This is a genomic window from Micromonospora avicenniae (assembly GCF_900156065.1).
In the GTDB taxonomy this organism is placed as follows: Bacteria; Actinomycetota; Actinomycetes; order Mycobacteriales; family Micromonosporaceae; genus Micromonospora; species Micromonospora avicenniae.
Genome location: NZ_FTNF01000009.1, coordinates 125,605 through 151,569, shown reverse-complemented (window position 1 = coordinate 151,569; position 25,965 = coordinate 125,605). Strand labels below are relative to the sequence as shown.

At 72.3% G+C, this 25,965-nt stretch carries 25 protein-coding genes; 4 read left to right on the top strand and 21 right to left on the bottom strand.

Annotation, left to right across the window (positions count from 1 at the left end; all coding sequences use genetic code 11):
* Positions 1-11: 11 nt before the first annotated feature.
* The 10 genes from BXA10_RS16115 to BXA10_RS16070 all read right to left on the bottom strand — a co-directional run bounded on the left by BXA10_RS16115 (position 12) and on the right by BXA10_RS16070 (position 8,068).
* Entirely contained in the window at positions 12-572 is a 561-nt protein-coding gene (locus BXA10_RS16115; RefSeq protein ID WP_425436075.1) for a hypothetical protein, read from the bottom strand.
* Positions 573-612: 40 nt separating this feature from the next.
* Complete coding sequence (locus tag BXA10_RS16110) at positions 613-1,992, bottom strand: DUF58 domain-containing protein (protein ID WP_076471178.1); 1,380 nt, start codon at positions 1,990-1,992, stop codon at positions 613-615.
* Positions 1,992-2,999, bottom strand: a complete 1,008-nt coding sequence (locus tag BXA10_RS16105; RefSeq protein WP_076471177.1) for an AAA family ATPase — start codon at positions 2,997-2,999, stop codon at positions 1,992-1,994. The genes BXA10_RS16110 and BXA10_RS16105 overlap by 1 nt, the downstream gene beginning before the upstream one ends.
* Positions 2,999-3,586: a hypothetical protein gene (locus BXA10_RS16100; RefSeq protein ID WP_076471176.1), complete on the bottom strand. Its 588-nt coding sequence runs from the start codon at positions 3,584-3,586 to the stop codon at positions 2,999-3,001. Before BXA10_RS16100 ends, BXA10_RS16105 begins: the two co-directional genes overlap by 1 nt.
* On the bottom strand, positions 3,583-4,374 hold the full coding sequence (locus BXA10_RS16095; RefSeq protein ID WP_076471281.1) for a DUF4129 domain-containing protein: 792 nt from the start codon (positions 4,372-4,374) through the stop codon (positions 3,583-3,585). The genes BXA10_RS16100 and BXA10_RS16095 overlap by 4 nt, the downstream gene beginning before the upstream one ends.
* A gap of 20 nt (positions 4,375-4,394) precedes the next feature.
* Positions 4,395-5,108: a uracil-DNA glycosylase gene (locus tag BXA10_RS16090; RefSeq protein ID WP_076471175.1), complete on the bottom strand. Its 714-nt coding sequence runs from the start codon at positions 5,106-5,108 to the stop codon at positions 4,395-4,397.
* 19 nt (positions 5,109-5,127) lie between these two features.
* Positions 5,128-5,811: a dienelactone hydrolase family protein gene (locus BXA10_RS16085; protein WP_076471174.1), complete on the bottom strand. Its 684-nt coding sequence runs from the start codon at positions 5,809-5,811 to the stop codon at positions 5,128-5,130.
* 206 nt (positions 5,812-6,017) lie between these two features.
* Positions 6,018-6,539 (bottom strand): LppU/SCO3897 family protein, encoded by a 522-nt coding sequence (locus tag BXA10_RS16080; RefSeq protein ID WP_076471173.1) that lies wholly within the window; start codon positions 6,537-6,539, stop codon positions 6,018-6,020.
* 180 nt (positions 6,540-6,719) lie between these two features.
* On the bottom strand, positions 6,720-7,739 hold the full coding sequence (locus tag BXA10_RS16075; protein ID WP_076471172.1) for an HAAS signaling domain-containing protein: 1,020 nt from the start codon (positions 7,737-7,739) through the stop codon (positions 6,720-6,722).
* Complete coding sequence (locus tag BXA10_RS16070) at positions 7,736-8,068, bottom strand: PadR family transcriptional regulator (RefSeq protein ID WP_076471171.1); 333 nt, start codon at positions 8,066-8,068, stop codon at positions 7,736-7,738. Before BXA10_RS16070 ends, BXA10_RS16075 begins: the two co-directional genes overlap by 4 nt.
* 217 nt (positions 8,069-8,285) lie before the next feature.
* On the opposite strand from BXA10_RS16070, the gene BXA10_RS16065 reads away from it, so the two are divergent.
* Positions 8,286-9,134, top strand: a complete 849-nt coding sequence (locus tag BXA10_RS16065; RefSeq protein WP_076471170.1) for an oxidoreductase — start codon at positions 8,286-8,288, stop codon at positions 9,132-9,134.
* Between the two features lie 42 nt (positions 9,135-9,176).
* On the opposite strand, the gene BXA10_RS16060 is transcribed toward BXA10_RS16065, so the two are convergent.
* The gene (locus tag BXA10_RS16060) at positions 9,177-10,118 is read right to left on the bottom strand and encodes a Ppx/GppA phosphatase family protein (protein WP_076471169.1); all 942 of its coding nucleotides are present in this window, start codon (positions 10,116-10,118) and stop codon (positions 9,177-9,179) included.
* Positions 10,119-10,168: 50 nt separating this feature from the next.
* Entirely contained in the window at positions 10,169-11,155 is a 987-nt protein-coding gene (locus BXA10_RS16055) for an ArsR/SmtB family transcription factor (protein ID WP_076471168.1), read from the bottom strand.
* Positions 11,156-11,250: 95 nt separating this feature from the next.
* Here BXA10_RS16055 and BXA10_RS16050 point away from each other — a divergent pair, with 95 nt between their 5' ends.
* Entirely contained in the window at positions 11,251-12,135 is an 885-nt protein-coding gene (locus BXA10_RS16050; RefSeq protein ID WP_175649222.1) for a CE1 family esterase, read from the top strand.
* A gap of 18 nt (positions 12,136-12,153) precedes the next feature.
* Here BXA10_RS16050 and BXA10_RS16045 read toward each other — a convergent pair whose 3' ends face one another.
* The 4 genes from BXA10_RS16045 to eno are packed head-to-tail and all read right to left on the bottom strand — an operon-like array spanning position 12,154 to position 15,203.
* Positions 12,154-12,672: an amino-acid N-acetyltransferase gene (locus BXA10_RS16045; protein WP_175649221.1), complete on the bottom strand. Its 519-nt coding sequence runs from the start codon at positions 12,670-12,672 to the stop codon at positions 12,154-12,156.
* The gene (locus BXA10_RS16040; protein WP_076471279.1) at positions 12,669-13,226 is read right to left on the bottom strand and encodes a DUF501 domain-containing protein; all 558 of its coding nucleotides are present in this window, start codon (positions 13,224-13,226) and stop codon (positions 12,669-12,671) included. Before BXA10_RS16040 ends, BXA10_RS16045 begins: the two co-directional genes overlap by 4 nt.
* Positions 13,227-13,258: 32 nt before the next feature.
* Entirely contained in the window at positions 13,259-13,888 is a 630-nt protein-coding gene (locus BXA10_RS16035) for an FtsB family cell division protein (protein ID WP_076471277.1), read from the bottom strand.
* A 31-nt stretch (positions 13,889-13,919) separates the two neighbouring features.
* A complete protein-coding gene (gene eno / locus BXA10_RS16030) occupies positions 13,920-15,203 on the bottom strand; it encodes a phosphopyruvate hydratase (protein ID WP_076471167.1) in 1,284 nt (427 codons plus the stop codon).
* 226 nt (positions 15,204-15,429) lie between these two features.
* Between eno and BXA10_RS16025 the strand changes: the two genes are divergently transcribed.
* Positions 15,430-16,122 carry a hypothetical protein gene (locus tag BXA10_RS16025; RefSeq protein WP_076471166.1) on the top strand — a complete coding sequence of 231 codons (693 nt, stop codon included), beginning with the start codon at positions 15,430-15,432 and terminating at the stop codon, positions 16,120-16,122.
* Entirely contained in the window at positions 16,119-17,000 is an 882-nt protein-coding gene (locus BXA10_RS16020; RefSeq protein WP_076471165.1) for an NAD(+) diphosphatase, read from the top strand. Before BXA10_RS16025 ends, BXA10_RS16020 begins: the two co-directional genes overlap by 4 nt.
* Positions 17,001-17,005: 5 nt before the next feature.
* Here the strand turns inward: BXA10_RS16020 and BXA10_RS16015 are convergent, their stop codons facing one another.
* The 5 genes from BXA10_RS16015 to BXA10_RS15995 form a co-directional block, all read right to left on the bottom strand.
* Positions 17,006-18,625: a DUF885 domain-containing protein gene (locus tag BXA10_RS16015; RefSeq protein WP_076471164.1), complete on the bottom strand. Its 1,620-nt coding sequence runs from the start codon at positions 18,623-18,625 to the stop codon at positions 17,006-17,008.
* 123 nt (positions 18,626-18,748) lie between these two features.
* Positions 18,749-19,756, bottom strand: a complete 1,008-nt coding sequence (locus BXA10_RS16010) for a nucleoside triphosphate pyrophosphohydrolase (protein WP_076471163.1) — start codon at positions 19,754-19,756, stop codon at positions 18,749-18,751.
* 2 nt (positions 19,757-19,758) lie between these two features.
* Positions 19,759-20,568, bottom strand: coding sequence for a hypothetical protein (locus BXA10_RS16005; RefSeq protein WP_076471276.1), 810 nt, complete (start codon positions 20,566-20,568; stop codon positions 19,759-19,761).
* Between the two features lie 187 nt (positions 20,569-20,755).
* Entirely contained in the window at positions 20,756-24,412 is a 3,657-nt protein-coding gene (gene mfd, locus BXA10_RS16000; RefSeq protein WP_076471162.1) for a transcription-repair coupling factor, read from the bottom strand.
* A gap of 360 nt (positions 24,413-24,772) precedes the next feature.
* Positions 24,773-25,813: a S66 family peptidase gene (locus tag BXA10_RS15995; RefSeq protein WP_076471275.1), complete on the bottom strand. Its 1,041-nt coding sequence runs from the start codon at positions 25,811-25,813 to the stop codon at positions 24,773-24,775.
* Positions 25,814-25,965 lie beyond the last annotated feature (152 nt).

Genomic DNA, 25,965 nt, shown 5'->3' with positions numbered 1-25,965 from the left:
GGCCACTGGTGTCACCGCCGTCTCAGCAGCCAGCCGAGCAACGCGGCCACACCCACCGCGACCAGCAGCCCACCCACCGTGACCAGCTGATGGCCGGCGGTTCCGCCCAGACCGCCCGCCACCATGATCAGCACCCCGAGCACCGAGGCCCCCAGCACCACCGCGCCCGCACGCGACAGCCAGCGTGTGATCACGTCCGGATCCACGACGGCGTCGTACGGCAGCAACGCGGCCAGCGCGCAGAGTGTGTGCGCCAGGTAGAGCAGAGCGGCGAGGGCGAGCAGCCGCCACAGCTCGATCGGCCGGTCGTACCCGTCGGCGGCGACCAGCCACCCGCCCACCGCGACGAGGGCGGCGAAGGTCGGCCAGACCCGGCGCGGGCCGACCGCGGGCAGCAACGCCGCGATCGCCAGCAGACCGAGCGTCCGGCTGGAGAGCATCTCGGCCGGATAGGCCAGCACGAAGCCCGCCAGCACGGTGAGGAAGATGCCGGCCCGGACGATCAGCGGCACCGGACTGATCCGGGTGGCTGCCGACCGGAGCGTACGCACCCGCTCGGCCAGGGCGTCGATCATCGCGGCCCACCTCCGTCCACCGACCGGCGCCCCGCGCTCACCGGCCGCCCACCCGAGGCGCGGTGGCGAGCCGGGCCACGTCGCGCAGCACCTGGTCCAGGCTGCCCGCCCCGGCCCACCGCACCACCGGCACACCGTGCTCACGCAACTGGGCGATCATCGTGTCCCGGTCCAGCCGCCACAGCCGGTACGCCACCTCGGCCCAGCCCCGGTCCTTGGGCGGCGCCAGGTCGGCGGGAAGGGTGTCCACCGCCACCACGAACCGGCCGGAACGGGCCAATCGGGCCAGCATCTGCGCCGACCGCTCGTCCAGCAGTGGAGTCAGCACCACCACCAGCGCGTCCGCGGAGAGCAACTGCGGGCCGAAGACCTGGTCGTACGGTTCGGACGCGCCACCGACGTCCACGTGCACGTCGAGCAGCCATTCCAGCACGGTCAGGTACTGCCGGCGACCGGTGGCGGGGCGCAGCCGGCGCGCGGCCGGCCCGTACTCCAGCAGGGACACCCGGTCACCGCGGTGCAGGTAGTGCTCGGCGATGGCGGCCGACGCCCGCACCGTGGTGTCCAGTACGGACGCCGCGCCGTCGACGCCACCCGAGCGGCCCGCCTCGGCGAGCACGTCGAGCAGCACCACCACCTCGGCGTCCCGGTCGGAGAGGGTGGCCGCCACGTGCAGCTGCCGCGCCCGTAGCGACACCCGCCAGTCGATGCGGCGCAGCCGGTCCCCCGGCGCGAAGATCCGTACGCCGGCGAGCTCCCCACCCTCACCAGGACGCCGGGAATGGTGCGCGCCGACCAGGCCCGCGGCCCGGGGCATCGCCTCCACCGCCTCGAACGGCTCGGTCTTCGGGTAGACCTTCACCTGGACCGGTTCGGTGACCACCGCCCGGGAGATGAGCAGCCCGCCGGCTGCGGCGACGCGCGCGCCCGCCGGACCGATCGGGTGCCGGCCCCAGCGCAGCGCGGTGCCGGCCAGCTCCAGGTCGACCGCCGCCAAGGTGGGCACCGACGTGACGAACGGACGGTCCAGCACCACACGCCCCTCGGCCCGGGCACCGCTGGCGAATCCGGCCCGGTCGATCCGCAGCCAGGGTGAGACCCGGCTGCGGATCACCGCGATCTCGTAGTCGACCGGGTCCGGGTTGCCGACGGTGACCGCGGTGGCCAGTTCGCTGCCCTCGACCAGGTGGCCGTCGTCGGTCTCCACCCACACCTGGGGCAGCGCCGCGGGCCGGCGGCGCAGCGCGTACGCGGTGCCGAGAGCGAAGGGAGCGGCCAGCACGATCAGGTCGATCCGGCCGAGCACCACTCCCGCCACCAGCAGCAGGCCGGTGAGCAGCACCGCGCGGCCGAGCGCCCGGGTGGGCGCCCAGCCGGTCGCCGCCGGCTGCTGGTCCGGCATGCTCACCCGGGCCATCAGCGCGTGGGCCCGCCGGCCGCGTAGCTGGGCAGGGCGCCGCTGGCCGGTGCGGGGGTGCCCTCCAGCACCTCACCGACCACGAAGGACGGATCGACCCGGCGCAGCCACATCTCCGGCCGGAGCGTGATCCGGTGCGCCAGTGCCGGAGCTGCCACCTCCTTGACGTCCTCCGGTACCACGTAGTCGCGCCCCGCGAACACGGCCCGGACCCGGGAGAGCAGCAACAGCGCGAGCGATCCACGCGGTGACGCGCCGACCAGGACCGACGGGTGCTCACGGGTGGCCGCGGTGAGCGCCACGATGTACCGCCCGATCGAGTCCTCGACGACGACGTCCTCCAGCGCGGACTGCATGGCCCGCAGCGTCGCCGCGTCCACCACCGGCTTGATCTCGGCCTCCTCCCGGCGGCGGGCCATCCGCCGGCGCAGCACCTCCCACTCCTCCTCGTGCTCGGGATAGCCGAACGAGACACGTAGCAGGAAGCGGTCGAGCTGCGCCTCGGGCAGCGGGTAGGTGCCCTCGTACTCGACCGGGTTGGCGGTGGCCAGGACGTGGAACGGCTCGTCCAGCCGGTAGGTGACACCCTCCACCGAGACCTGCTTCTCCTGCATCGCCTCGAGCAGCGCCGACTGGGTCTTCGGCGGAGTCCGGTTGATCTCGTCGGCGAGCAGCAGGTTGGTGAAGACCGGTCCGGCCCGGAAGGAGAAGTCACCGCTGCGCTGGTCGTAGAGGAACGATCCGGTGACGTCGGCGGGAAGCAGGTCGGGGGTGAACTGGAGCCGGCGGAAATCCAGCCCGAGCGCCTGTGCGAACGAACGCGCCGTGAGTGTCTTTCCGAGCCCGGGCAGGTCCTCCAACAGGACGTGCCCGCCGGCCAGGATCCCGGCGAGGACCAGTTCCAGCGCGTCCCGCTTGCCGACCACGACCGAGCCGACCGCGTCCAGCACCGCCCGGGCCAGGCGGCCGACCTCGGCGGCAGGCATGCTCCGGTCCACGTCGTTCATCAGATCTTCTCCAGTTCGGCGACGATCGCCGCGATGTCGCGCGGCGACGGTGTGCGGCGGGGGGAAGTCTCCAGGAACACCCAGAGCCGCTCGCCCAGCAGGTCACGGGCCCGGGCCGGGTCCGACTCGCGGGTGACGCCGTGCCGCAGGCGTAGCCGCTCGTCGGCCAGCTCGCCGAGGCGGGGCAGGATCACCCCGGTGAACCGCTCGGGCCGAGTGTTCGACCACTCCAGCGGCCACTCCCAGCCGTTGATCGCTCTGCGCAGCGCGTCCTGGGCGGTCCAGTTCCAGGTGCCGTCGTCCGCCCGGGTGACCGGGCGCCGGGGCGGGGGTGGAAGCGGGCCGGGAGCGAGCGCGGCCACGATCCGGCGTACGAGGAACAGGGCGAGCACGCCGGCGATCAGGATGAGCAGCGAGACCTGCATGCCGACCGCCCGTAGACCGACGATCACCACGACGACGACCGAGGCGACACCGGCCAACAGGCGCAGCACCCCACCCAGACGGCTGCGCCCGGTCCGCTCGTCCGGCCGGGGCCGCTCCTCCTCGAAGGTGAGCAGGTCGTCGATGCTCGCGCTACCGCTCATGTGGCAGCACCGCTCTGCGTGGCCGTGGTCAGTTCGCCGCGCAGCCGTCGCAGCGCCGCCCGGGCCTGGTCGCGGGTGCTTTCGTCGACCGGGCGGGTCGCGTACCGCGCCTCCCGGTAGACGTGGGCGAACTCGGCCAGCACGTCGGCGCTGGCGATCGCCGGCACACCGGCCGACGGGTCACCGCGCAGCAGGCGCAGCACCAGATCCGTCGAGGTGTCGCCGGCCAGCCGGGGTACGCCGGCCGCGGCGGCGGCCTCCTCCAGCCGTACCCAGCAGGCGATCACCGCGACCCTCGGGTCGACGGCCTGGTCGTCGAGTTCGACGAGGCCGGCGTCGACTGCGGCCACCACGTCCTGGGTGGTGCCCTGGGCAGTGCGTCGGTGCCGCTGCTGGGGTAACGCACGGGTACGCCGGCGCAGTGTCCCGCGGAGCAGCACCCAGAACAGGTAGCCGAGCGCGGCCACCACGGCCAGACCGCCCAGGACGAGCGCCGCGGTGACGATCCACTTCGGGATCTCGCGCCCGTCGGCCTGGCCGGTGTCGCGGGGCTCCACCGGAATCGACGGCTGCGCCGACGGGTACTCCGGGAGGAACGGGACCTCCTTGACGGCCGGCGGGATCCGGCTCGCGCCGATCGACGAGTGCCCGGCCGCCACCGCGGCGACGCCCAGCAGCAGGGCCACCGCGACCACCGGCCACCAGCGACGCACCAGGTCGAGACCGGTACGCGCCGGCGCCTCGTCGCCCGGAGCGTACGACGTGGGCTGACGCCCGCCGTCCGTCATCGCCACCGCCCCACGCAGGTTCAGTCCACTCCGGCCAGCTGCTTCGCCCGGGCGAACACATCGTCCAGCATTCCTGGTGTCAGCCGTCCCGTGAAGGTGTTCTGCTGGCTGACGTGGTAGCAGCCGAGCAGATCCGGTACGGCCGTGCCGGACCAGTGTGCCCCATGCGTGAAGGCCGGTCGCGGGCTGGGCGGACGGAGGCCGTACACCTGGCGCAGCGTCGGCCACCACGCGGCCCAGGCGAACGCACCCAGCGCGACCACGACACGCAGCGTGGGGCGGATCAGTGTCACCTCGCGATGCAGCCAGGGCGCGCAGTTGTCCCGCTCCTGCGGCGTCGGCTTGTTGTCCGGTGGTGCGCAGCGCACCGCCGAGAAGATCCGGGTGTCGCGCAGGGTGAGCCCGTCGTCGATGGCGACGCTGGTCGCCTGGTTCGCCAGCCCCGCCCGGTGCAGCGCCGCGAAGAGGACGTCTCCGGAGCGGTCGCCGGTGAAGATCCGACCGGTCCGGTTGCCGCCGTGCGCGGCGGGGGCGAGGCCGAGGATCGCGATCCGGGCGTCGGATGCGCCGAACCCGGGCACGGGGCGGCCCCAGTACCGTTGGTCGCGGAACGCCGCGCGACGGGTGCGGGCCACCTCCTCGCGCCAGTCGACCAGGCGTGAACAGGCGAAGCAGTCACTGACGGCCGCGTCGAGATCAGCGAGGTCGGTCGCCCGCGCCGCGCGGTCGACCACCTCCTCGCGGGTACGGGGCTCAACCAAGCTTGGCCCGGAAGAGTTCGAGGGTGCGGGCCCAGGCGGTCGCGGCGGCACGCTGGTCGTAGTTCTCCGGCCGGTCCTCGTTGAAGAACGCGTGCGCGGTGCCCGGGTAGTCGTACGTCTGGCAGGTGCCGCCGGCGGTCTCGATGGCCCGGCGTGCGGTCTGCACGCCCTCGTCCGCGGAAGTGCCGTCCGCTTCGGAGCAGTGGATGATCGCTGCCTTACCGGCGTAGTCGGCCCACTCGGTGCGCATCCCCTCCCAGGGGAGCCGCGGGTAGAAGGCCGCCGTCGCGACGATCCGCTCCGATCGGGTGGCCGCCCACAGCGCAAGGCTGGCTCCGGCGCAGAAGCCGGCGCAGCCGACCTTGCCGGCGACCTCGATGCGACCGGCGAGGTAGTCGGCCGCGGTTGCGATGTCCGCCGCCGCCTCGTCCATCTGCACGCTGTTCAGCATCTGCCTCGGCTCACTCGGCTTGCTGGCCGGCTCCCCGTGCCGGAAATCCGGAGCGAGGGCGACGAATCCGGCCTCGGCGAACCGGTCCACGACGGCCCGCACGTGAGGCACGAGGCCCCACCAGTCCTGGATGACGATGACCGCGGGGCTGGCCGCACCGCCGGAGGGTATCGCGAGATAACCCTCGCCTGCGCCCTGGCTGCGGTACCTCACCATTTCGCCCATCGGACGTCCTCCTAGCGGTCAGTCATCGTTGGCTGGTCGCCCAGTGCCGGTAGCCTGCCATGCCGCGACCGCCCCGGGAAGACGCCGGAACAGTGGTATTCACCTCCTGTTCCCCTGTCGTCGGATCCGGGACACGCCGACGGCGGCGCGAACACTCGCGCCGCCGTCGGGGGCCTGCGTCGGGTGATCCCGGCAGGTAGGTGCGATCAGGCCTTCTCGGTCAGGCAGAGCAGGTAGCCCTTCTTCCCCGGCTCGATGCTGTAGAAGAGGTAGCCGTCCTGACCCTCCTTGAAGAACGGCTCGCACGCGGTGCCGGCCTGCGCCTGCGCCTCGGTCTGCCCGTCCACCCGACCGACCACGTTGTACGCGGCCTCCGTCGAGGTGCAGTCGACGATCTTGGCGTCGTCGACCTCCTCCTCCTCGGTGCCGAGGACCTCGGGCAGCTCGGCGATGCAGTCGCCGACCTTCGCCTCGGCCGTCGCGTCCTTGTCGAAGACGTTCCTGATCGCGGTGGCGACGCCGAACTTGAGTCCCGCGATGACCACGAACACGACGATCGCGCCGATGATGCCGAGCGCCTTCTTGCCGCCGGACTTCTTCGCCTCCGGCTCGGCCGGGGGCGGCACCTGCCCTGCCGGGGGTGGCGCCTGCTCGGCCCACTGGGCCTGCTGCGCAGGGTGAGGCTGCTCAGGGTTGGCCGAGGGGGGCGGTGCGACCTGCTCTGACACGGGGGTTCCTTCCGGGGGGTAAATGAGCAGACGACACGCTAGCGATCATGGGCGTCGTCCGTCGCCCCTCGAACCTCATCCGTTCAGCTATTTCTCAGCTTTTACAGCAAGCTCACAGCTTGCGGCAGACGCCGGAACTCCTGGTCACCGGGCAGACGGCGACCAGGAGTCCGGCGGCGCTCAACGGGTGGCGCCCGGGGTGGGCGTCGCGGTCGCCGTCGCACCCGGATCGGTACCGACGGTCGGCTCCGGGGTGATGGTCGGCTCCGGGGTGGTCGTCGGCTCCGGGGTCGCGCTCCCGGACGGGCCGGACAGCGGCGGAAGGACCGGCGCCACCGAGGGTCCGACCGGCGCCCGTGGCGCGAAAGGCGCCTGCGCCGGGCAGTACGGGTACGGACGCAGCAGCGGGTTGGCGTTGTACGGGTCCTGCTCGTCGAGACAGTCCGGGTAGCCGAGCCGGATCGGGTTGCCGTTCTGGTCGAAGAGCCGGGCGTTCTGCACCAGGCGCCCCTCGCTGTCGTAGACGAAGACGTCCCGGATCTGTTCGTACGGGTTGTTGACCGCGATCGGGTCGTAGGGGTAGTAGCCCGCCCGCTCCTCGGCGTCGGCCAGCCCGGCCAGCCCGAAGACGACGAGGACGAGGCTGCTGGCGTGCAGGGCCCAGCGGCGCCAACCACGCAACCGCGCGGAGCGGCGGCCCAGCCAGATCGATGCGAGCAGGAACCCGACGAGCATCACGAGGCCGGCGAGCAGTTCGCCACCGAACCGCGGCAGGAGTCCGAGCGAACCGCCGGTGCTCACCACGGTCACCAGCATGGCGGCCAGGTAGGCCCGCAGGACCCACCAGGCGGGCCGGAGGAGCCGCAGGAAGTCGGTGGCGCTCGCGTATCCCAGCGGCGGGCCGAGCCGGGCGTCGACGGTGTGGAGTCCACCCCCGATGCGGCGCGCGACGGCGGCCACCCGCTGGTCCAGGTTCCACCCCTTCCGCACGGGAGCACCGGCGGCGGCCCGCAGCTCGGCGGCGTACGCCTCGGGTGCGCCGAGCCGGTCGAGCAACGAGCCGTCGGCCTCCGCGGCCACCTCGGCCAGGTGCTCGGGCAGGTCTTCGGTCAACTCCTCGCGTACCGCCGCCGGCAGGTCGGCCAGCGCGGCCCGGACCCGGCCGACGTACTCCGCGATCTCCTGCTCCGTGACGGTCATGCCGCCGCCCCCCGTTCGTCGAGCAGTGCGTCCATCGTGGTGGCGAACGATCGCCACAGCTTGCCGGAGCGAGCCAACTGGTCCCGCCCGGCCGCGTTCAGCGAGTAGTACTTGCGGTGCGGGCCGGATTCGCTCGGCACGACGTACGTGGTCAGCAGGCCGGCCGCGAAGAGCCGGCGCAGGGTGCCGTAGACCGACGCGTCGCCCACCTCCTCCAGGCCGGCCTCCCGGAGCCGGCGGAGGATGTCGTAGCCGTAGCCGTCCTCGTCGCGGAGCACGGCGAGCACGGCGAGATCCAGCACGCCCTTCAACAACTGCGTGGTGTCCACGCCCCGGACACTACTCCGCTATACGTAGTACCGTCAACGAAAGACTAGTGGGCGAGCCGCAGCGCCGGCGCGCAGGCACGAAACCGGAATAACTGGGAAGACCGCTCCCGACCTGTGATCCGCACCGCTCACACCCGCAACCGGAGGGATGCCTCCATATAATCGGAGGCATCCCTCCGCATAGTGCGGGGGAACCCCGGTCAATGAGGAGATGACGATGGACGCACGCGACAACCGGCGGACCTGGTTGGTGACGGGAGCCTCCCGAGGTCTCGGTCTGCACCTGGCTCGGGCCGTGTTGGAGAGCGGCGACCACCTGGTGGCCACGGCGCGCACCCCGGCCCAGCTGGACGGCCTGGTCGAGACCTACGGCGAGCAGGTTCGGCCGTTCGCGCTGGACGTCACCAACCCCGAGGCCGCCCGGCGTGCGGTCGACTTCGCGATCGAACAGTTCGGCCGGCTCGACGTGGTGGTGAACAACGCCGGTTACGCCAACAGCGCACCGATCGAGGAGATGCCGGAGGAGGACTTCCGGGCGCAGATCGAGACGAACCTGTTCGGCGTGGTCAACGTGACGCGGGCGGCGCTGCCGGTTCTCCGTCAACAACGCAGCGGCACCTTCGTGCAGGTCTCATCGGTTGGCGGCCGGGTCGGCGGCAGTCCCGGCCTGGGGGCCTACCAGGCCGCGAAGTTCGGCGTCGAGGGCTTCTCGGAAGTGCTGGCGAACGAGACCGCGCCGTTCGGGATCAAGGTGATCATCGTGGAGCCGGGGGCGTTCCGCACCGACTGGCAGGGCGCCTCAATGCAGCTGCACGACGTCGGCGCGGACTACCAGGACTCCGTCGGCAGGATGCACCGACTGCGGCGGGAGACCGACGGGGCGCAACCCGGCGATCCGGCCCGCGCGGCGGCGGTGATCGTCGACATCGTCGGCCACGACGCACCGCCGCGACGGCTGCTGCTCGGCGCCGACGCCGTCGAGGCCGCACTGCGCAGTGGAGCGGAGCGCAACGCGGAAGCCGAGGAGTGGGCCGAGATCAGCCGCTCGACCGGCTTCCCCACCTGAGACGGGCGGGGGCCCGAGCGCGACGCCGTGGCCGGCGGCGGGTCAGCCGGCGCTCGGTGCGAGGCTCCAGGCGATGCCGTCGAGGATGTCGTGCTCGGACGCGACCACCGACGGCATCCCGGCCCGCTCCATGATCACCTTGAGCACCAGCGCGCCGGCCCCGATCACGTCGGCCCGGCCCGGGTGCATCACCGGGATCGCCAGCCGCTGCTCCCGCGTCTTGCCGAGCAGGTCGGCGGTCACCTCGGCGACCTGCTCGTACGACACCCGGGCATGGTGGATACGGGCCGGGTCGTACGCCTGGAGGCCCTGCGCGATCGCGACCACGGTGGTGACCGAACCGGCGAGCCCGACCAGGGTGGCCGCCTCGCGGCCGGGCACGACCTCCAGCGCCCGCTCGACGGCGACCGCGATGTCGGCCTGCGCGGCGGCGATCTCGTCCACGCTCGGCGGATCGCCGTGCAGGTGCCGCTCGGTCATCCGGACACAGCCGATGTCCATCGACACCGCCGCCTGCACCCCGCCCTCGCGCGTGCCGACCACGAACTCCGTGGAGCCACCGCCGATGTCCACCACCAGGAACGGCGCCTTCGCGTCGGCGGGCAGCCCGCGTACCGCGCCGGTGAAGGAGAGGCGTGCCTCCTCGTCGCCGCTGACCACCTCCGGAAGGACACCGAGGGTCCGCTCCACCATGGCGCGGAACTCGTCGGCGTTCTCGGCGTCCCGGCTCGCCGAAGTGGCGCACATCCGCACCCGTTCGGCCCCGAGCTTCTCGATCTCGGCCGCGTACTCGACCAACGCGATCCGGGTCCGCTCGATCGCCTCGGGCGCCAGGCGTCCGGTGCGGTCCACGTCCTGGCCGAGCCGCACGATCTCCATCCGCCGGCTGAGGTCGGTGAGCGGGCTGTCCGGCCCGGCGGCCGGGTCGGGCAGGTCGGCCACCAGGAGCCGGATCGAGTTGGTTCCGCAGTCGATGGCGGCCACGCGCGTTGTCACGCCGCAACCCTACGACAGCGATCAGGTCCGAGCCGTGGTCACCGCCCCTGCGCCGCCGCGCCCAGCAGGTGCGTGCCCAACGACGTCAGCCGGTGCCGCACCGTTCCGCCCACCCGGACCGTGGTGAGCAGACCAGCGGCCCGCAGGGCGGTGGCGTGCTCCGAGGCCGACGCCAGACTGATCCCGGTCGCGCGGGCGAGGGCAGTGGTGGTGTGTTCGCCCGGCTCGGCGAGTCCGCGCAGCACAGCGGCCCGGGTACGGCCGAGCAGCCGGACGAGGGGATCCACCTGCGGCGCGACGGTCACCGGTGAACCGATGGCGACCGGATAGACCAGCAGGACCGGGCGGTCCGGCTCCACCAGCACCCGTGGCCGTGTGCCGGCCAGCGGGGACGGCACCAGGATGAGGCCGTACCCGGTACCGGTCAGGTCACCGCTCCACCAGGTGTCGATGTCGAGCACCGGTGCCCGCCAGCGGATCAGTGGGTGCAGCCCGCCGAGCAGACCGTCCAGCCCGGTGGACGCGAACCGCTGCGCCGCCGTGTCCACCTGGTGCCGGTGGGCGAACGTCAGGTACGCCCAGTGCGGCGCGAGCACCGTGTCGAACCAGGTGCGGATCGCCTGCGCGAGCAGATCGAACACCTCCGGATCGGCCGCCGCGAAGCGTCGCCGCAGCGGGGTGGCCGGCAGGTGGGCGTACGCGGCGGCGACGTCCGCCCGTATCCGCCGTACCGGCGCGGATCGGATCGCGTCGAGGCCGGCCTCCAGCGATTCGAGGCCGTCGAACGGGGTCAGGAAGTCCGGCAGCCGGCCACGGGCGGGCAGCAGGTGCCGCAGCGCGGCGGTGGCGGCCCGGACTTCACCACCGGTGGCCTCGGCGGCCCGGTCCGCCAGGGCGGGGGCGTACGCGGCGACCGTCGGCCCGCGAAGCGCCTGACTGGCCAGCAACGCCGTCCCTACCGGGTGCAGGCGGTCGGCGAAGCGGATCCGGCCGAGGTCCGCCGGGCGGAGCCGTAGGCGAAGCATGCCTGAAGCCTGCCCGCCTTCGGCCAGGACCGAAAGGGTTGACCAGGTGACGGCCGGTGACCGAGGGTTTGCCGATCGCGGCGGAAGGGGCAGGCATGCGACGGGTGTTGGCGGTGGCGGTGGCGGCGGGCCTCGTGTTGGCCGGTGCCGCGTGTGACGGGGGCACCGCCACGCCGGAGTCGCCACCCGCTGACCAGACAGCGGAACCGGCGCCCGGGGACCACCGGCTGACCCTCACGCACGGAGGGAAGGAGCGCACGTACCTGCTGCACGCCCCGCCGACGTACGACCGGGCGAAGCCGAGCGCAGTGGTCGTCGCGCTGCACTACTACCCGGGCAAGGGCAGCTCGATGCAGGAGATGATCGGCCTGGACGTCATCGCCGACCGGGAGAACGTCCTGGTCGCGTACCCGGACGGGCTCTCCGGTGGCTTCAACGCGCTGACCTGCTGCGGTACCGCCGACGACGTCGGCTACCTGACCGCCCTCACCGAGCAGCTGGTGAAGAACTGGGGCGCCGACCCCGACCGGGTCTACCTGACCGGGATCTCGAACGGGGGCGACATGAGCTTCCGCGCCGCGGTGGAGGCCGCGGGCGTCTTCGCCGCCATCGGCGTGGTCAGCGGCGGCTACATCGGCCCCTCGGCGCAGCAGGACGACTACGTGCCGAAGCAACCCGTCTCGGTGATCACCTTCATCGGCGGTCAGGACCGGTACTTCGACGCGTTCCGCAGCGGCGTGCAGACCTGGCAGCGGCGGCTCGGATGCAAGCCGGCGCCGGCCGCGCCCACTGGAGCGCCGGGAGTCACCCGCACGGACGCCCGCTGCACCGACGGCAGCGACGTCACCGTCTACACGCTGCCGGAGATGGGCCACTCGTGGCCCGGGGCGACCGCCGGGCAGCTCGCCGACGCCGACGCCGGAGTGAAGGCGACCGACCTGATCTGGGAGTTCTTCTCCGCCCACCCGCGCCGCTCCTGAGCGGGGCGCGCCCAGCGGTCAGAGCCGCAGCAGCATACGGGTGTTGCCGAGGGTGTTCGGCTTGACCCGCTCCAGGTCGAGGAACTCCGCGACGCCCTCGTCGTACGAGCGCAGCAGCTGCTCGTAGACCGGCTGTGGCACCGGGGCGCCATCGATCTCGGTGAAGCCGAACGAGCCGAAGAAGCGGGTCTCGAAGGTGAGCACGAAGATCCGGGCGACGCCCAGCTCGCGGGCCGAGTCGATCAGCTCGCCGACGATCCGATGCCCGAGCTTCAACCCCCGGTACGCCGGGTCGACCGCCACGGTACGGATCTCGGCGAGGTCCTCCCACATCACGTGAAGTGCGCCGCAGCCGACCACCGTCGCGTCGTCGGCCCGTACGGCGACGCGGAACTCCTGCACATCCTCGTAGAGGGTGACGGTGGCCTTGCTGAGCAGCCGACGGTCGTCGGTGTAGGTGTCCACCAGCCGGCGGATCCCCCGTACGTCCCCGGTACGGGCCCGCCGCACCACGATGTCGTCGGTCACCGCGCTCACTCCGCCGCCGGCACGTCCACGCAGGGTCCGGCCGTCCACCAGGGCTCGATCAACGCCAGCGTCTCGTCGCCGAACGGGTTCACCCCGGGCCCCGCGCCGAGCGCGTGGCCCAGGTGCACGTGCAGGCACTTCACCCGCCCCGGCATCCCACCGGCGGAGATGCCGTCGATCTCCGGCACGTGGCCGATCGCCTCACGCCGGGCCAGATAGTCCTCGTGCGCGGCCCGGTACCGGGCCGCCAGCTCCGGGTCGGCCGCCAGCCGATCGGCCATCTCCTTCATCAGCCCGGCCGACTCCAGCCGGCTGCACGCCGCGGTCGCCCGCGGGCAGGTGAGGTAGAAGAGCGTCGGGAACGGGGTGCCGTCGGCCAGCCTGGGCGTCGTCTCCACCACGTCGGGCAGCCCGCACGGGCAGCGGTGTGCCACCGCCCGCGTGCCGCGGGGTGGGCGTCCGAGCTGGGCGGCCACCGCCGCCAGGTCGGCCTCGGTGGCTGGTTCCCGCTGCGGCGGGGGTACGGAATCCGCCGCCGGCTGCTGCGGTGGTACGACAGTCACGATCCCCATCTCTCGTTCGGTGCGGCCGGTGCTCACTTGGCGGGCTGCTCGTTCGCCGCCCGCACGCTCGACCAGAGCGTGTCGTACCAGGGGTCGGGTGTGGCCGGGGCACCCGGCCCGGCCTTACCCGCGTCCCGGGCCGCCCCCTCCGGGTCGTTGAGCACGATCACCAGCTTCTCCCCCGGCCGGCCCATGAAGAACCGGTCCCGCGCCTCGGCCTCGATGAAGGCCGGGTCCTGCCACTTGGCGGCCTTCTCGGAGAGGTCGGCGATCAGCTTCTCCTGGGCCGCCTGCGAAGCCTCCATCCGCTCGATGTCGGCCTGCTGGTCCAGGTAGACCCGGACCGGGTAGGTGTACGCCAGGGCGAGCGCGATCAACACCGCGAACAGCACGGTGGCCCGCCCGGTGAGGCGTCGGGGACGGGGTGCGGAGAGCCGTTTGACCGGACCGCCGGCACCGGTGCGCCGGGCGGCGGCGGGCCGGCTCGCGGAGCGTACGCCCTCGGCGCCGCGGGCGACGCCCGGAGCGCGACCGGCGGCTCTCGGCTCGGCGCGGACGCCGACCTCCCGGAGCGACCCCCGGGCGCGGGCCCCGCCCGGCCGGCCGGACTGGCCGGGCCGGCGGGCGGGACGCTGACCACCCGGTGTGCGGCGCTGCTGCATCGTCACACCCCTCCCCGAGGCCTCGCGCGTCTCAGGCGGAACGGTAGCGCGGGAATGCGCCCGCGCCGGCGTACCGCGCCGCGTCGCCCAGCTCCTCCTCGATCCGGAGCAGCTGGTTGTACTTGGCGACGCGGTCCGAACGGGCCGGCGCGCCGGTCTTGATCTGGCCGCAGCCGGTGGCCACGGCGAGGTCGGCGATGGTGGTGTCCTCGGTCTCGCCGGAACGGTGGCTCATCATGCACTTGAAGCCGGCCCGGTGGGCCAGGTCCACCGCGTCGAGGGTCTCGGTGAGCGAACCGATCTGGTTCACCTTGACCAGCACCGCGTTCGCCGCCTTCTCCGCGATACCGCGCGCGATCCGCTGCGGGTTGGTGACGAACAGGTCGTCGCCGACGATCTGCACCCGGTCGCCGATCGAGGCGGTCAGCGTCTGCCAGCCGCTCCAGTCGTCCTCCGCCAGCGGGTCCTCGATCGACACGATCGGGTACTCGTCGGCCAGCTTCGTGTAGTAGGTGCTCATGTCCTCGGCGGACTTCGCGGAACCCTCGAAGGTGTAGGTGCCGTTGTCGAAGAACTCGGTCGCCGCCACGTCGAGCGCGAACACGATGTCGGTGCCGAGCCGGTAGCCGGCCTTCTCGACCGCCTCGGCGATCAGGTCCAGCGCCGCCGCGTTGGTCGGCAGGTTCGGTGCGAAGCCACCCTCGTCGCCGAGACCGGTCGACAGGCCCTGCTTCTTCAGCACCGACTTCAGCGCGTGGTAGACCTCCGCTCCGGAGCGGAGCGCCTCGCGGAAGGTGGGCGCGCCGATCGGCGCGATCATGAACTCCTGGATGTCGACGTTGGAGTCGGCGTGCGCGCCACCGTTGAGGATGTTCATCATCGGCACCGGCAGGAGGTGCGCGTTCGGGCCACCCAGGTAGCGGAACAGGCTCAGCTCGGCGCTACCGGCGGCCGCCTTCGCCACGGCCAGGGAGACCCCGAGGATCGCGTTGGCGCCCAGTTCCGACTTGGTGTCGGTGCCGTCGATGTCGAGCATCTTCTGGTCGATGAGGCGCTGCTCGCTGGCCTCGTAGCCGATGATCTGGTCGACGATGCGGTCCTCGATGTTCGAGACGGCCTTCTCGACGCCCTTGCCCAGGTACCGGTCGGCGTCACCGTCGCGCAGCTCGAGCGCCTCGAAGGCGCCGGTGGAGGCGCCGGAGGGCACCGCGGCGCGGGCCACCGTGCCGTCGTCCAGACCGACCTCGACCTCGACGGTCGGGTTACCCCGCGAGTCGAGAATCTCCCGGGCGACGATTCCCTCGATGGTTGCCACTGAGTCGCTCCTCGTATGTGTGGTTCGGGTGCGGCCGCGACGGTGCGGCTGAGGCAGGTGTTGAACGCAGCGTAGCGGGCGACCGTTGCACGCGGGCCGTCCGGGCGTACGCGGGCCGCTTCGAAACCCGACCATCGCAGCACCGTGACCGGACATTCCCGGATTCTCCGGCCTCAACCGGCAACGGGTTTGCATAGCGTGGACCCGATCTATAAGGCTGGGTCACATGCCCGCCGCCTCGACCAAACTTCGGATGCTCGCCGTGTCGGTCATCGCGTCGCTCACGGTAACCGGCTGCCAGACCCTGGACGATGCCGGACGGGTGGTCGGGCGAGCCGATCTGGTCAACGACCTCGCCGTCCGGCTGGACCGGGCGCTCGAACTGACGTACTCGGCCGACTACCAGCTACCCGGCGGGCAGAGCGCCTCGATCGCCCAGGCGCAGGATCCGGCCCGCTCCGCGTACAGCTATCCGGGCGGCAAGCTCACCGTCACCGACGAGGCGACCACCCAGTGCGAGATGACCGGCGGCCGTGCGCTGTGCACGCTGGCCGCGCCCCCGGCCACCGGAGGCAAGCCCTCGGTGGCCGTCTTCGCCGAGGCGAAACGGCGCGGCCTGCTCACCCCGCCGGTCGTGGTGGGGATGTTGACCGAGGCCGCGCTCGACCCCGAGGCGATCATCGAGCAGGACGACACCACGGTGGCCGGGTACCACGCCACCTGCGTGGACGTCGACCGGGCCGACGACGACTTCACCGCCTGCGTGACCACGGACGGCGTACTCGGCAGCTTCACTGGTCAGGTCGACGGCAAGCCGATGGAGGTGACGTTGAGCCGGTACTCGGAGACGATCGACAGCTCGGCGTTCGAACTGCCTCCCGGCGCCGGCGTCATCGACCGGCGAACGACGAAATCTTGACCGACGAGCCGGTCTTCCTGCCCGGCGCCGGGGCGTCCGGGCCGCCGGAGCCGCAGCACCTCGCACTGGTGGTGGCCGGACGGAAGCTGCTGCTCGGGGCCGACGACCACTTCCCCCGGGTCGCCGACCTGCCCGACCACTCAGGTTGGGTGCCACTCGGCACGCTGGACGGCGTTCCGGCCTGGGGCACCGCACCTCCGGAGGGCGCAGAGCCGCCGGCCACCGACGCCTGGAACGGGGAAAACGGTCGCTGGACCAGCTGGCCGGCTCTCGCCGCCGAGCTGCCCGCGCCGCTCGCCGCGCTGGCCGGGCGGGCCGTACAGGTGATCACCTGGCGGCACAGCCACCGCTGGTGCGGCGCCTGCCGTGCCGAGCTCGCCGACGTGCCGGGCGAGTCGTCCCGTCGTTGCCCCGACTGCGGCCTGTATGTGCCGATGCAGCTCTCCCCCGCGGTGCTGGTCGCCGTCACCCGCCCCGGCCCGGCCGGTCAGCCCGACGAACTCCTGCTGGTGCGGCACTCGTACGGGCCGACCGAGCTGTGGGCGCTGGTCGCCGGGTTCGTCGAGGCGGGCGAAACGCTGGAAGCGGCAGTGCACCGCGAGGTCGGTGAGGAGGTCGGGCTGGCCCTGACCGAGCCGGCCTACTTCGGTAGCCAGCCGTGGGCGATGTCCGGCCCCGGCGTGCTGCTCACCGGCTTCACCGCCACCGCGGCCGACCCCACCGCCGAGCCGGTGGTGGACGGCCGCGAACTCGTGGCGGCCCGCTGGTTCCCGCTGGACGCGTTGCCGGCCGAGCTGCCGCCTGCGTACTCGCTCTCCCGCTGGCTCATCGACTCGGCCCGGGCAGGTACGGCGTTAGGCGCCGCACCGCCGCAGTAAACGTCCTACAGGCCGAGCAGGGCGCGCAGGTGCCGCGGTGGCGGGCAGTCGTGCGCGAGCATCGCGTCGTGCCAGTCCCGCACCGACACGCCGTCCGGCCGGGCGGCGGCGATCTCCGCGACCTCGGTGTAGCCCACGAAGTACGTGGAGAGCTGGGTGGAGGTGAGCAGCGCCCGCCGCCACTTGCCGGCCGCCTCGCCCTCCTCCTGGAACCCTCGCCCGGTCATCAGCGCCATCGCCTCGGCCTCGGGCAGGTCCTCGCAGTGCACCAGCTGATCCAGCAGCGCGTTGATGGTCATCCGCAGCTGCATCTTGAGCTGCTGCAACCGTACCGGCAGGCCACCGAAGCCGAGCCCGGTCATCACCTCCTCGGCGTAGACCGCCCAGCCCTCGATGAACGGACCGGACTCGGCCAGCGCTCGCACCCGGGTCCCACCGGCGTACCGGCGGGCGTGCGCGAGCTGGAGGAAGTGCCCCGGCATCGCCTCGTGCACCGTGAGGTTGCGGATCATGTGGTCGTTGTACTCGCGGTAGAACGACTCCACCCGCTGCGCCGGCCAGCTCGCCGGGGTCGGTGCGATGCAGTAGAAGGTGGGCACGTCGGCGGTCTCCAACGGCCCGGGCGCGTCGCAGTAGGCGACCGCCACGCCCCGCGCGAACTCCGGCATCTCCTGGATCACGCACGGGTCGTCGACGAGCGTGACCAGATCGTGGGCGCGGACGAAGTCCGTCGCCTCGTCGAGGGTGATCGAGGCGAGATCCACGATGGTCGCGTCGTCCGGGTGCTCGGCGGCGAGCAGGTCCAGCGCGCGGCGTACGGTCTCGTCGTTGGCCGGGCCGCCGACCAGCTCGACCGCCGCCTCCCGGATCTGCTCGGTGACCCGCTCCAGGTTGGCCCACGCCCGCTCGAGGATCTGCGGGGCGCCCAGCTCGGTGTCGAGGGTGTGCCAGAGCCGGGCCTCCCAGCGGCGCCGACCCAGCCGCGGGTCACGCCCGGGGCCGGCGTCGGCGGCCAGTCCGGTCCGCAGCCAGGCGACGAACTCCTCCAGGGCCGCGATCGCCGCGGTCGCGGCCGGCTCGACCCGGCCGTGCAGCTCCGGGGCCTGGGCGAGCAGCGCGGGCACCTCGTCACGGATCAAGGCCGCCGTGCCGGTGAACTGCCCGACCGCCGTTTCCGCGTGGATCCGCGGCATGTCGCGCAGCGTCCCGCGGGCGATGGCCAGCATGTCCGGTACGGCGGAGAGCCGCCCGGCGAGCTGCGTCAGCCGCACGTCGGCCGGAGCGTACGGACGAGCGACGATCGCGTGCAGCAGCGGACCCGGGTTGTGCCGGAGCGGGTCCCACTCGTACGACCGGATCTCGGTCAGCTCGAACAGTTCCCGGTCGACCCGGGCGCTGAGCAGAGCGTGGTCGACCCGTTCCTCGACTTCCAGCGCGTCCGGGTCGATCTCGGAGAGCGCGTTGGCGGCGTCGGTGAGCATGGCCTGGTCGGCCGTACGCCCATCGGGCGAGAAGTCGGGCAGCCGGTCGTCGAAACGGTGGTCGCCGGCGGACGAGGCGAGTTCGGGTCGACTCTCCAGCAGCGCCTCGACGATGCGCTCGGCGAGCGGGGCAAACGATTCCACCCGCCGACCCTACCGACTCTTCCCCCACTCCCCCGAGCCCCCGCCCGGCGCGACCCCGCCCGAGCCGCGGTGATCAAGAGGTTTGCGTCACCAGGGCGGCCGTTCATGACGCGTACCTCTTGATCAACCTGACTGGCTGGGGGGTTCGGGTTCGGTGCGGAGCCCCGGTTCGGTGGCGCGGATGGCGTCGGCGTAGGAAAGGGCGGCGCGGCGCAGGGCGGCCTCCGCGTCGAGGCCCGCCTCGCGGGCGGCGGCGACCGTGGCCAGCAGGCTCGCCCCCAGCCGGGCCTCCGCGTCCACCTGCCCCTCGGCGAGCGGCGGCGGCACCGCCAGCCCGAACCGGTCGGCGCGTTCCAGGATCTTCGCGGCCAGGGCGAGCGCCGGCTGACTGAGCGCGACACCTTCCAACACCGAAGCGCGCGGCTTCTCGGCCCGCTTGATCCGGTCCCAGTTGGCGGTGATCTCCTCCAGGGTCTCCGCCTCGACCCCGGCGAAGACGTGCGGGTTGCGCCGGATCATCTTCTCGACGAGGCCACCCGCCACGTCGTCCACGTTCCACCGTTCGCCCTCGGGCAGCTCCTCGGCGAGCCGGGCGTGCAGCACCACCTGGAGCAGCACGTCCCCCAGCTCCTCGCGCAGCGCGTCGGTGTCCCCGGCGCTGATCGCGTCGTACGCCTCGTAGGACTCCTCCAGCAGGAACCGGGCCAGGCTCTCGTGCGTCTGCGCCCGTTTCCACGGATCACCACCCGGGGAGGCCAACCGGTCCATCACGGCCACCGCGTCGAGCAGCCGGGCCCCCGGGGGGTCCCACGAGCCGTACATCAGCTCCAGTTCCGCCAGGCCGGGCTCCCGCGCCAGCCGCAGCCCCAGCTCCCGCGCGAGCGGCTCGTCACCGCTCGGCCCCGCCAGCCAGACGGCGGTGCCGTGCTCGCGGACCGCGTCGAGCAACGCCTGCGTCGCCGGACCGTCGACCACTGTGACCTGACCACCGGCGACGCGGATCGCCGTGGTCAGCTCACTCTCCGTGCCGGTCAGCACCGGCGCGGAGCGTACGACGTCCCAAGCGGCAGCGGTCAGCAGCCCGGCCGGCAGCCGGGGCGAGGTGACCAGCAGGACGATCCGTGCCGACATGCTCAGTTGCGGACCGGCTCGGTCACCGCGGACGGGTCGGTCGGCTGGGCCGACTCGCTCGACGGGAGCGGCTCAGGGGTGGAGATGTCGGTCACCGGACCATTCTGGTCGACGTACGGCAGGACGTAGATGATGGGTCCCTGCGGGCCGTTGACGAACGACGGCACGCCGAGAGGCCGGAACCGGGGGTTGACCGACAGGTCCGCCCGCTCGGCCTCCTGCTGGAGCGCGGCGCTGACCGCCGTCGCGCTGCGGACGAAGCCACCGTCGCCGAAGGCCTGGCGCACCTCCGCCACCGAGAGCCCGCTGTCGATCTGTCCGGTCTTGGCGATGGCCTGGTAGACGGCCATCACCGCGTCGTCGCTGAGGTCGGCCGGCGGAAGCTGCTGGTTGAGCGCCTGGAGGACGTCGAACCACTCACCCCAGAGCTTGGTGTACTCGGTCGTGGCGGGCACCCTCAGGACCGCTTCGAGCTGCTCGGGGCTGATCTGGTCCGCGACCTGGAGCTTCTTCTCCGCCACCACCCGCTTACCCAGCTCGAGACTGACCAGCAAGCTGAGCACGTCCTCCCGGGTCACCGTCGACCGCAGCTGCTCGGGCGACGGGCTGACGCCGGTCCGGCCGAGCTCCTGGCGCACGGCCTCCCCGAAATCCGCCTGGATGTCGTCGTAGATCTCGTCGACCCGGGCGGTCGACCAGCTGGTGTCACCGACGTACGCGGCGACGTCCGGCGCGGACTGACCGCAGGCCGCGAGGGAGAGCACAGCGAGGGCCGCGACGCTGGCGGCGGCGATGAGTCGGCGAGCACGCATGACGATCACTCTCTCACGCCGACCCTCCACCTGTGACGCCCCCCACCCACCCCACACCGCTCCCGCCCCCGTCCCCACTCCCGTCCCCGTGATCATGAAGTTGTTGCGCGTCGTGCCGGCGTGTCACGACAACAACTTCATGATCGACGCGGAGGAGGGTTAGGGAGGGAGGGGGCGGGGGTGGGGGTTAGCTGGCCGCGGTTGCCAGGGCGGGTTCGCCGAGGACGTCCTTCAGGAGTTGGGCACACCACTCCAGCAGGGCCTGGTCGCGCAACGGCTCGCCGCCGACCCGGCGGGTGCTCGGCCGGGGCACGCTGACCTGATCGGCGGCCGCCTTGTAGACCGCGTCCGGGTGGTAGCGCTTGAGCCGCATCTGCTTGGAGTCCGGCAACGGCAGCGGGCCGAACCGGATGTGCTTGCCCTGCATGGAGACGTCGGTGAGGCCGTACCGGCGGGCCAGCAGCCGGAACCGGGCCACCGCGACCAGGTTCTGCACCTGGGCGGGCGGCTCGCCGTACCGGTCGGTCATCTCGGCGACCACCTCGCGCAGCCGCTCCTCGTCGCGCGCCTCGGCAAGCTTGCGGTACATCTCCAGCCGCAGCCGCTCCACCCCGACGTAGTCGTGCGGCAGGTGCGCGTCGATCGGCAGGTCGATCTTGACGTCGGTCTCCTCCTCGGGACCCTCGCCCTTGAACGCCTGAACCGCCTCGCCGACCATCCGCACGTACAGATCGAAGCCCACGCCCTCGATGTGCCCGGACTGCTCGCCACCGAGCAGGTTGCCGGCACCGCGAATCTCGAGGTCCTTCATGGCCACGTACATGCCGGCGCCCAGCTCGGTGTGCTGGGCGATGGTGGCCAACCGCTCGTGCGCGTGCTCGGTGAGCGGCTTGTCCGGTGGGTAGAGGAAGTACGCGTACGCCCGCTCCCGGCCGCGGCCGACGCGCCCCCGGATCTGGTGCAGCTGGGCCAGGCCGAGCAGGTCGGCCCGCTCGACGATCAGGGTGTTGGCGTTCGGGATGTCGATGCCGGACTCCACGATCGTCGTGCAGACCAGTACGTCGAACTCCTTCTCCCAGAAGCCGACCATGACCTTCTCGAGCGCCTCCTCGCTCATCTGCCCGTGCGCCACTGCGACCCGCGCCTCGGGTACGAGCTCGCGGAGGCGCCGCGCCGCACGCTCGATCGACTCCACCCGGTTGTGCAGGTAGAAGACCTGCCCGTCGCGGAGCAGCTCGCGGTGGATGGCGGCGGCCACCTGCCGGTCGTCGTACGCCCCGACCGCCGTGAGCACCGGGTGGCGTTCCTCCGGCGGGGTGGCGATGGTGGACATCTCCCGGATGCCGGTGATGGCCATCTCCAGCGTGCGCGGGATCGGGGTGGCCGACATGCTCAGCACGTCGACCGAGGCCCGCATGGTCTTCAGGTGCTCCTTGTGCTCGACGCCGAAGCGCTGCTCCTCGTCGACGATCACCAGGCCGAGGGACTTGAACCGGGTCGCCGCCTGGAGTAGCCGGTGGGTGCCGATGACGATGTCGGCGGTGCCCTCGGCAGCCATGGCGAGGGTCTGCTCGGCCTCCTTCGGCGTCTGGAACCGGGACAACTGCTTGATGGTCACCGGGAACTGGCTCATCCGCTCGGCGAACGTGTTGTAGTGCTGCTGCACGAGCAGCGTGGTCGGCACCAGCACGGCCACCTGCTTGCCGTCCTGCACCGCCTTGAACGCCGCCCGTACGGCGATCTCGGTCTTGCCGTAGCCGACGTCGCCGCAGATCAGTCGGTCCATCGGGACCGTCTGCTCCATGTCCCGCTTGACCTCCTCGATCGCGGCGAGCTGGTCCGGCGTCTCCTGCCACGGGAACGCGTCCTCCAGCTCCCGCTGCCACGGCGTGTCCGGGCCGAACGAGTGCCCCTTGGACGCCTTCCGGGCGGCGTAGAGCTGGATCAGCTGAGCGGCGATCTCCCGGACCGCCTTGCGGGCCCGGGCCTTGGACTTCTGCCAGTCCGAGCCGCCCATCTTGTGCAGCGTCGGCTGCTCCCCGCCCACGTACCGGCTGAGCTGGTCGAGCTGGTCGGTCGGGACGAAGAGCCGGTCGCCGGGCTGGCCACGCTTGCTCGCGGCGTACTCGATGACCAGGTATTCCCGGCTGGCCCCGTTGACGGTGCGCTGCACCAGCTCGACGTACCGGCCGATGCCGTGCTGCTCGTGCACCACGTAGTCCCCGGCCTTCAACTCCAGCGGATCGATCGTGTTACGCCGCCGGCTCGGCATCTTGCGCATGTCGCGGGTCGACGTACCCCGGCCGCCGGTGAGGTCGTTGCCGGTGAGCAGCACGAAGCGGGACGCCTCGTCAACGAAGCCGGCGCTGAGCGATCCGCAGGTGACGAGCAGTTCACCGGCGGCCGGCGCGTCCGGCACCTGCTCGGTCAGCCGCGCGCCCAACCCGGCGTCGCGAAGCACCTCGACGGCCCGCGTGGCGGGACCGTGCCCCTCGAAGACCAGCGCGATCGACCAGCCTTCGCCGGCCCAGCGCTTCAGGTCGTCGACCACCCGGGCGGTCTCGCCGTGGTAGAGCGGCGCCGGCTGGGCGGCCAGGGTCACCGCGATGGCGTCGTCGGGGGTGACGCTGACCTCCTCCGGCGCGTCCTCCCAGGGCTGCCGCGCCGGGGCTGCCTCTCCCTCGATCAAGCCGAACGGGGAGAGCGTCCACCACGGCTGGCCGAGCTTCCCGGCGGCCGCGCGGACCTCGGCCAGGCTGCGGAAGGCGGCCGCGCCGAGGTCGACCGGCGCCTGACCGCCGACGGCGGCCGCGGCCCAGCTGGCCTGGAGGAACTCCTCCGAGGTACGCACCAGGTCGTGCGCCCGGGTGCGGATGCGCTCCGGGTCGCAGAGCAGTACGTGGGTGCCGGCCGGCATCACGTCCAGCAGCAGCTCCAGGCTCTCGTCGCCGAGCAGCGCGGGGACCAGGGACTCCATCCCCTCGACCGGGATGCCCTCGGCGAGCTTGTCGAGGATCTCGGCGAGCTCCGGGTGCTGCTCGGCCAGCACCGCGGCCCGTTCGCGCACCTGCGGGGTGAGCAGCAGCTCCCGGCACGGCGGCGCCCAGAGCTGGGTGACCTGCTCGATGGTCCGCTGATCGGCGACGGCGAAGGTACGGATCTCCTCCACCTCGTCGCCCCAGAACTCGACGCGGGACGGGTGCTCGTCGGTCGGCGGGAAGATGTCGAGGATGCCGCCCCGCACCGCGTACTCGCCGCGCTTGGTGACCAGGTCGACCCGGGCGTACGCCATGTCGGTGAGCCGCCGCGCGACCTCCTCCAGGTCCGCCTCGGCGCCTGGTGCCAGCTGCACCGGTTCCAGGTCGCCGAGCCCCTTGAGCTGGGGCTGCAGCAGCGAGCGCACGGGGGCGACCACGACCCGCAGCGGGCCGGTGCGACCGTGCGCGTCGGTCGCCTCCGGGTGGGCCAGCCGACGCAGCACGGCGAGCCGCCGGCCGACGGTGTCGGAGCGGGGTGAGAGCCGCTCGTGGGGCAGCGTCTCCCAGGACGGGTAGACCGCCACCTGCTCCGGCGGGAGCAGGCTGCCCAGCGCGGCGGCCAGGTCGTCGGCCTCCCGAGTGGTCGCGGTGATCGCGAGCACCGCCCGACCGGCCCCGCCGGCCCGCTCGTCACCGGCGCCGCCCTGGCCCGGGTCGGCCGCGACTGCGGCGACCGCGAAGGGGCGCAGCGCCGGCGGGGCGGTGATGTCGAGCCCGTCGACCTGCGCGGCACCGGAGCGCGCCAGGTCACGCGCCCGGGCCAGCCCGGGGTCGGCCAGGGCGGCGGTGAACAGTCCGGTGAGCATCTGCGATCACTTCCAGAGGAGTCGACGCGCGTGGTGCGCTCGGAGCACACGACAGAGACCCCGCGTCCAGCTGGACGGGGGGTGCACGAACACCAGCCTATCTCCGCCGGCTGACACGCACCCCCATCCCACGCCCCCGGCGCCGTCAGCCGGTCGAGATCGTGCTCGATCCTGGAAGTAGTGGCCTCCGACACGCGGTCAGGCCACTACATCCAGGATGTTTCGAGACCTTGACCGCACTGCCAGCGGCATGGTCGGGTTTCAGGATGAACGGCGCGTCCGGTGGCCACCGGTTCGTGGAGCTGAGTCACGTCATCCACGACGGGTCCGCGCGTTCGCGGTGGTCGACGCGGACCGGCCTCAGTAGCGCACGCTGATCCGGCGTTCGCCGGCGTCGATCCGCATCTCGCCGCCGTACGGGATGATCAACTGTGGGTCGGTGTGGCCGAGGTCGACGTCGAAGACCATCACGGCGTCCGGGTTGTACGCGGCCAGCGCCTTCGTGACCGCCGCCCGCTGCGCCTCGCCCCAGGCGATCCGCTCCTCCAGCGTGTGCGGCTTGTCGAACTCCCACGCCTTCGGCCGGCCGACCACGATCGCGGGAAACGCACCGAGCAGCCCGCGCTCGCCCATGTTGCGCACGATCCGGAAGACCTCGGTGTCGGACGGCAACTCCTGGGACGTCTCCATGATCAGCACCGACCCGGCCAGCTCCGCCGCCGACGGGACGCGATCGGTCGCCAGCAGCCAGTGCAGGATCTCCAGGTTCCCACCCCAGGTCGGCCCCTGCACCACACGCTCCGGGCCCTGCCAGCGCCACCCCTCGCCGCGGAACATCACCGGCTCCTCGGTCAGCGTCGCCGGGTCGCGCCAGTCACGCGGCTCGTCACCCCACTCCGTCGCCGGGGTCAGCTCGTACCAGCCGGAGGTGAAGAGAGCGGCCCGCAGCGAGTCGAAGGTCAGCCGGTGCGGCGCGCCGGAGCGGCCGAGGTGCACAAGCACCGACCCGCCGTGGTACGCGACCACCCCGAGCCGGTAGAGGTGGTTGAGGACGTTGGTGTTGTCCGAGTACCCGAAGTACGGCTTCGGGTTGGCCCGCAGCACCTCGTCGTCAAGGTGCGGGGTGACGGTGATCAGGTCGTCCCCGCCGACGGTCGCCAGCACCGCGGTGATCGACGGGTCGGCGAAGGCGGCGGTGAGGTCGCGGGCCCGGTCCCGGGGGTCGGCACCCGCCACCCGGGTCGTCGGGTACTCGACGGGCTCCAGACCGAACTCCTCGCGCAGGCGCCGCAGTCCCAACTCGTACACGTGCGGAAAGATCGCCGGAAGCCCGGCGGACGGCGAGACGACGGCGACGCGATCGCCCGGCTTCGGCTTCGGCGGGTATCGCAGAGGCGGCATGATCAAACGCTAATGGGCCGGACAATCCGTTTTCCACCGCCGGAATGCGACCCGGCCCCGAGGCGTACGACCGTCGCCTGATGATTGCAAGGGCCCCTGGCTATGAAAAAAGCGATAACGAGGGTCCCCTCCTTACATCCACGTCCACGCGG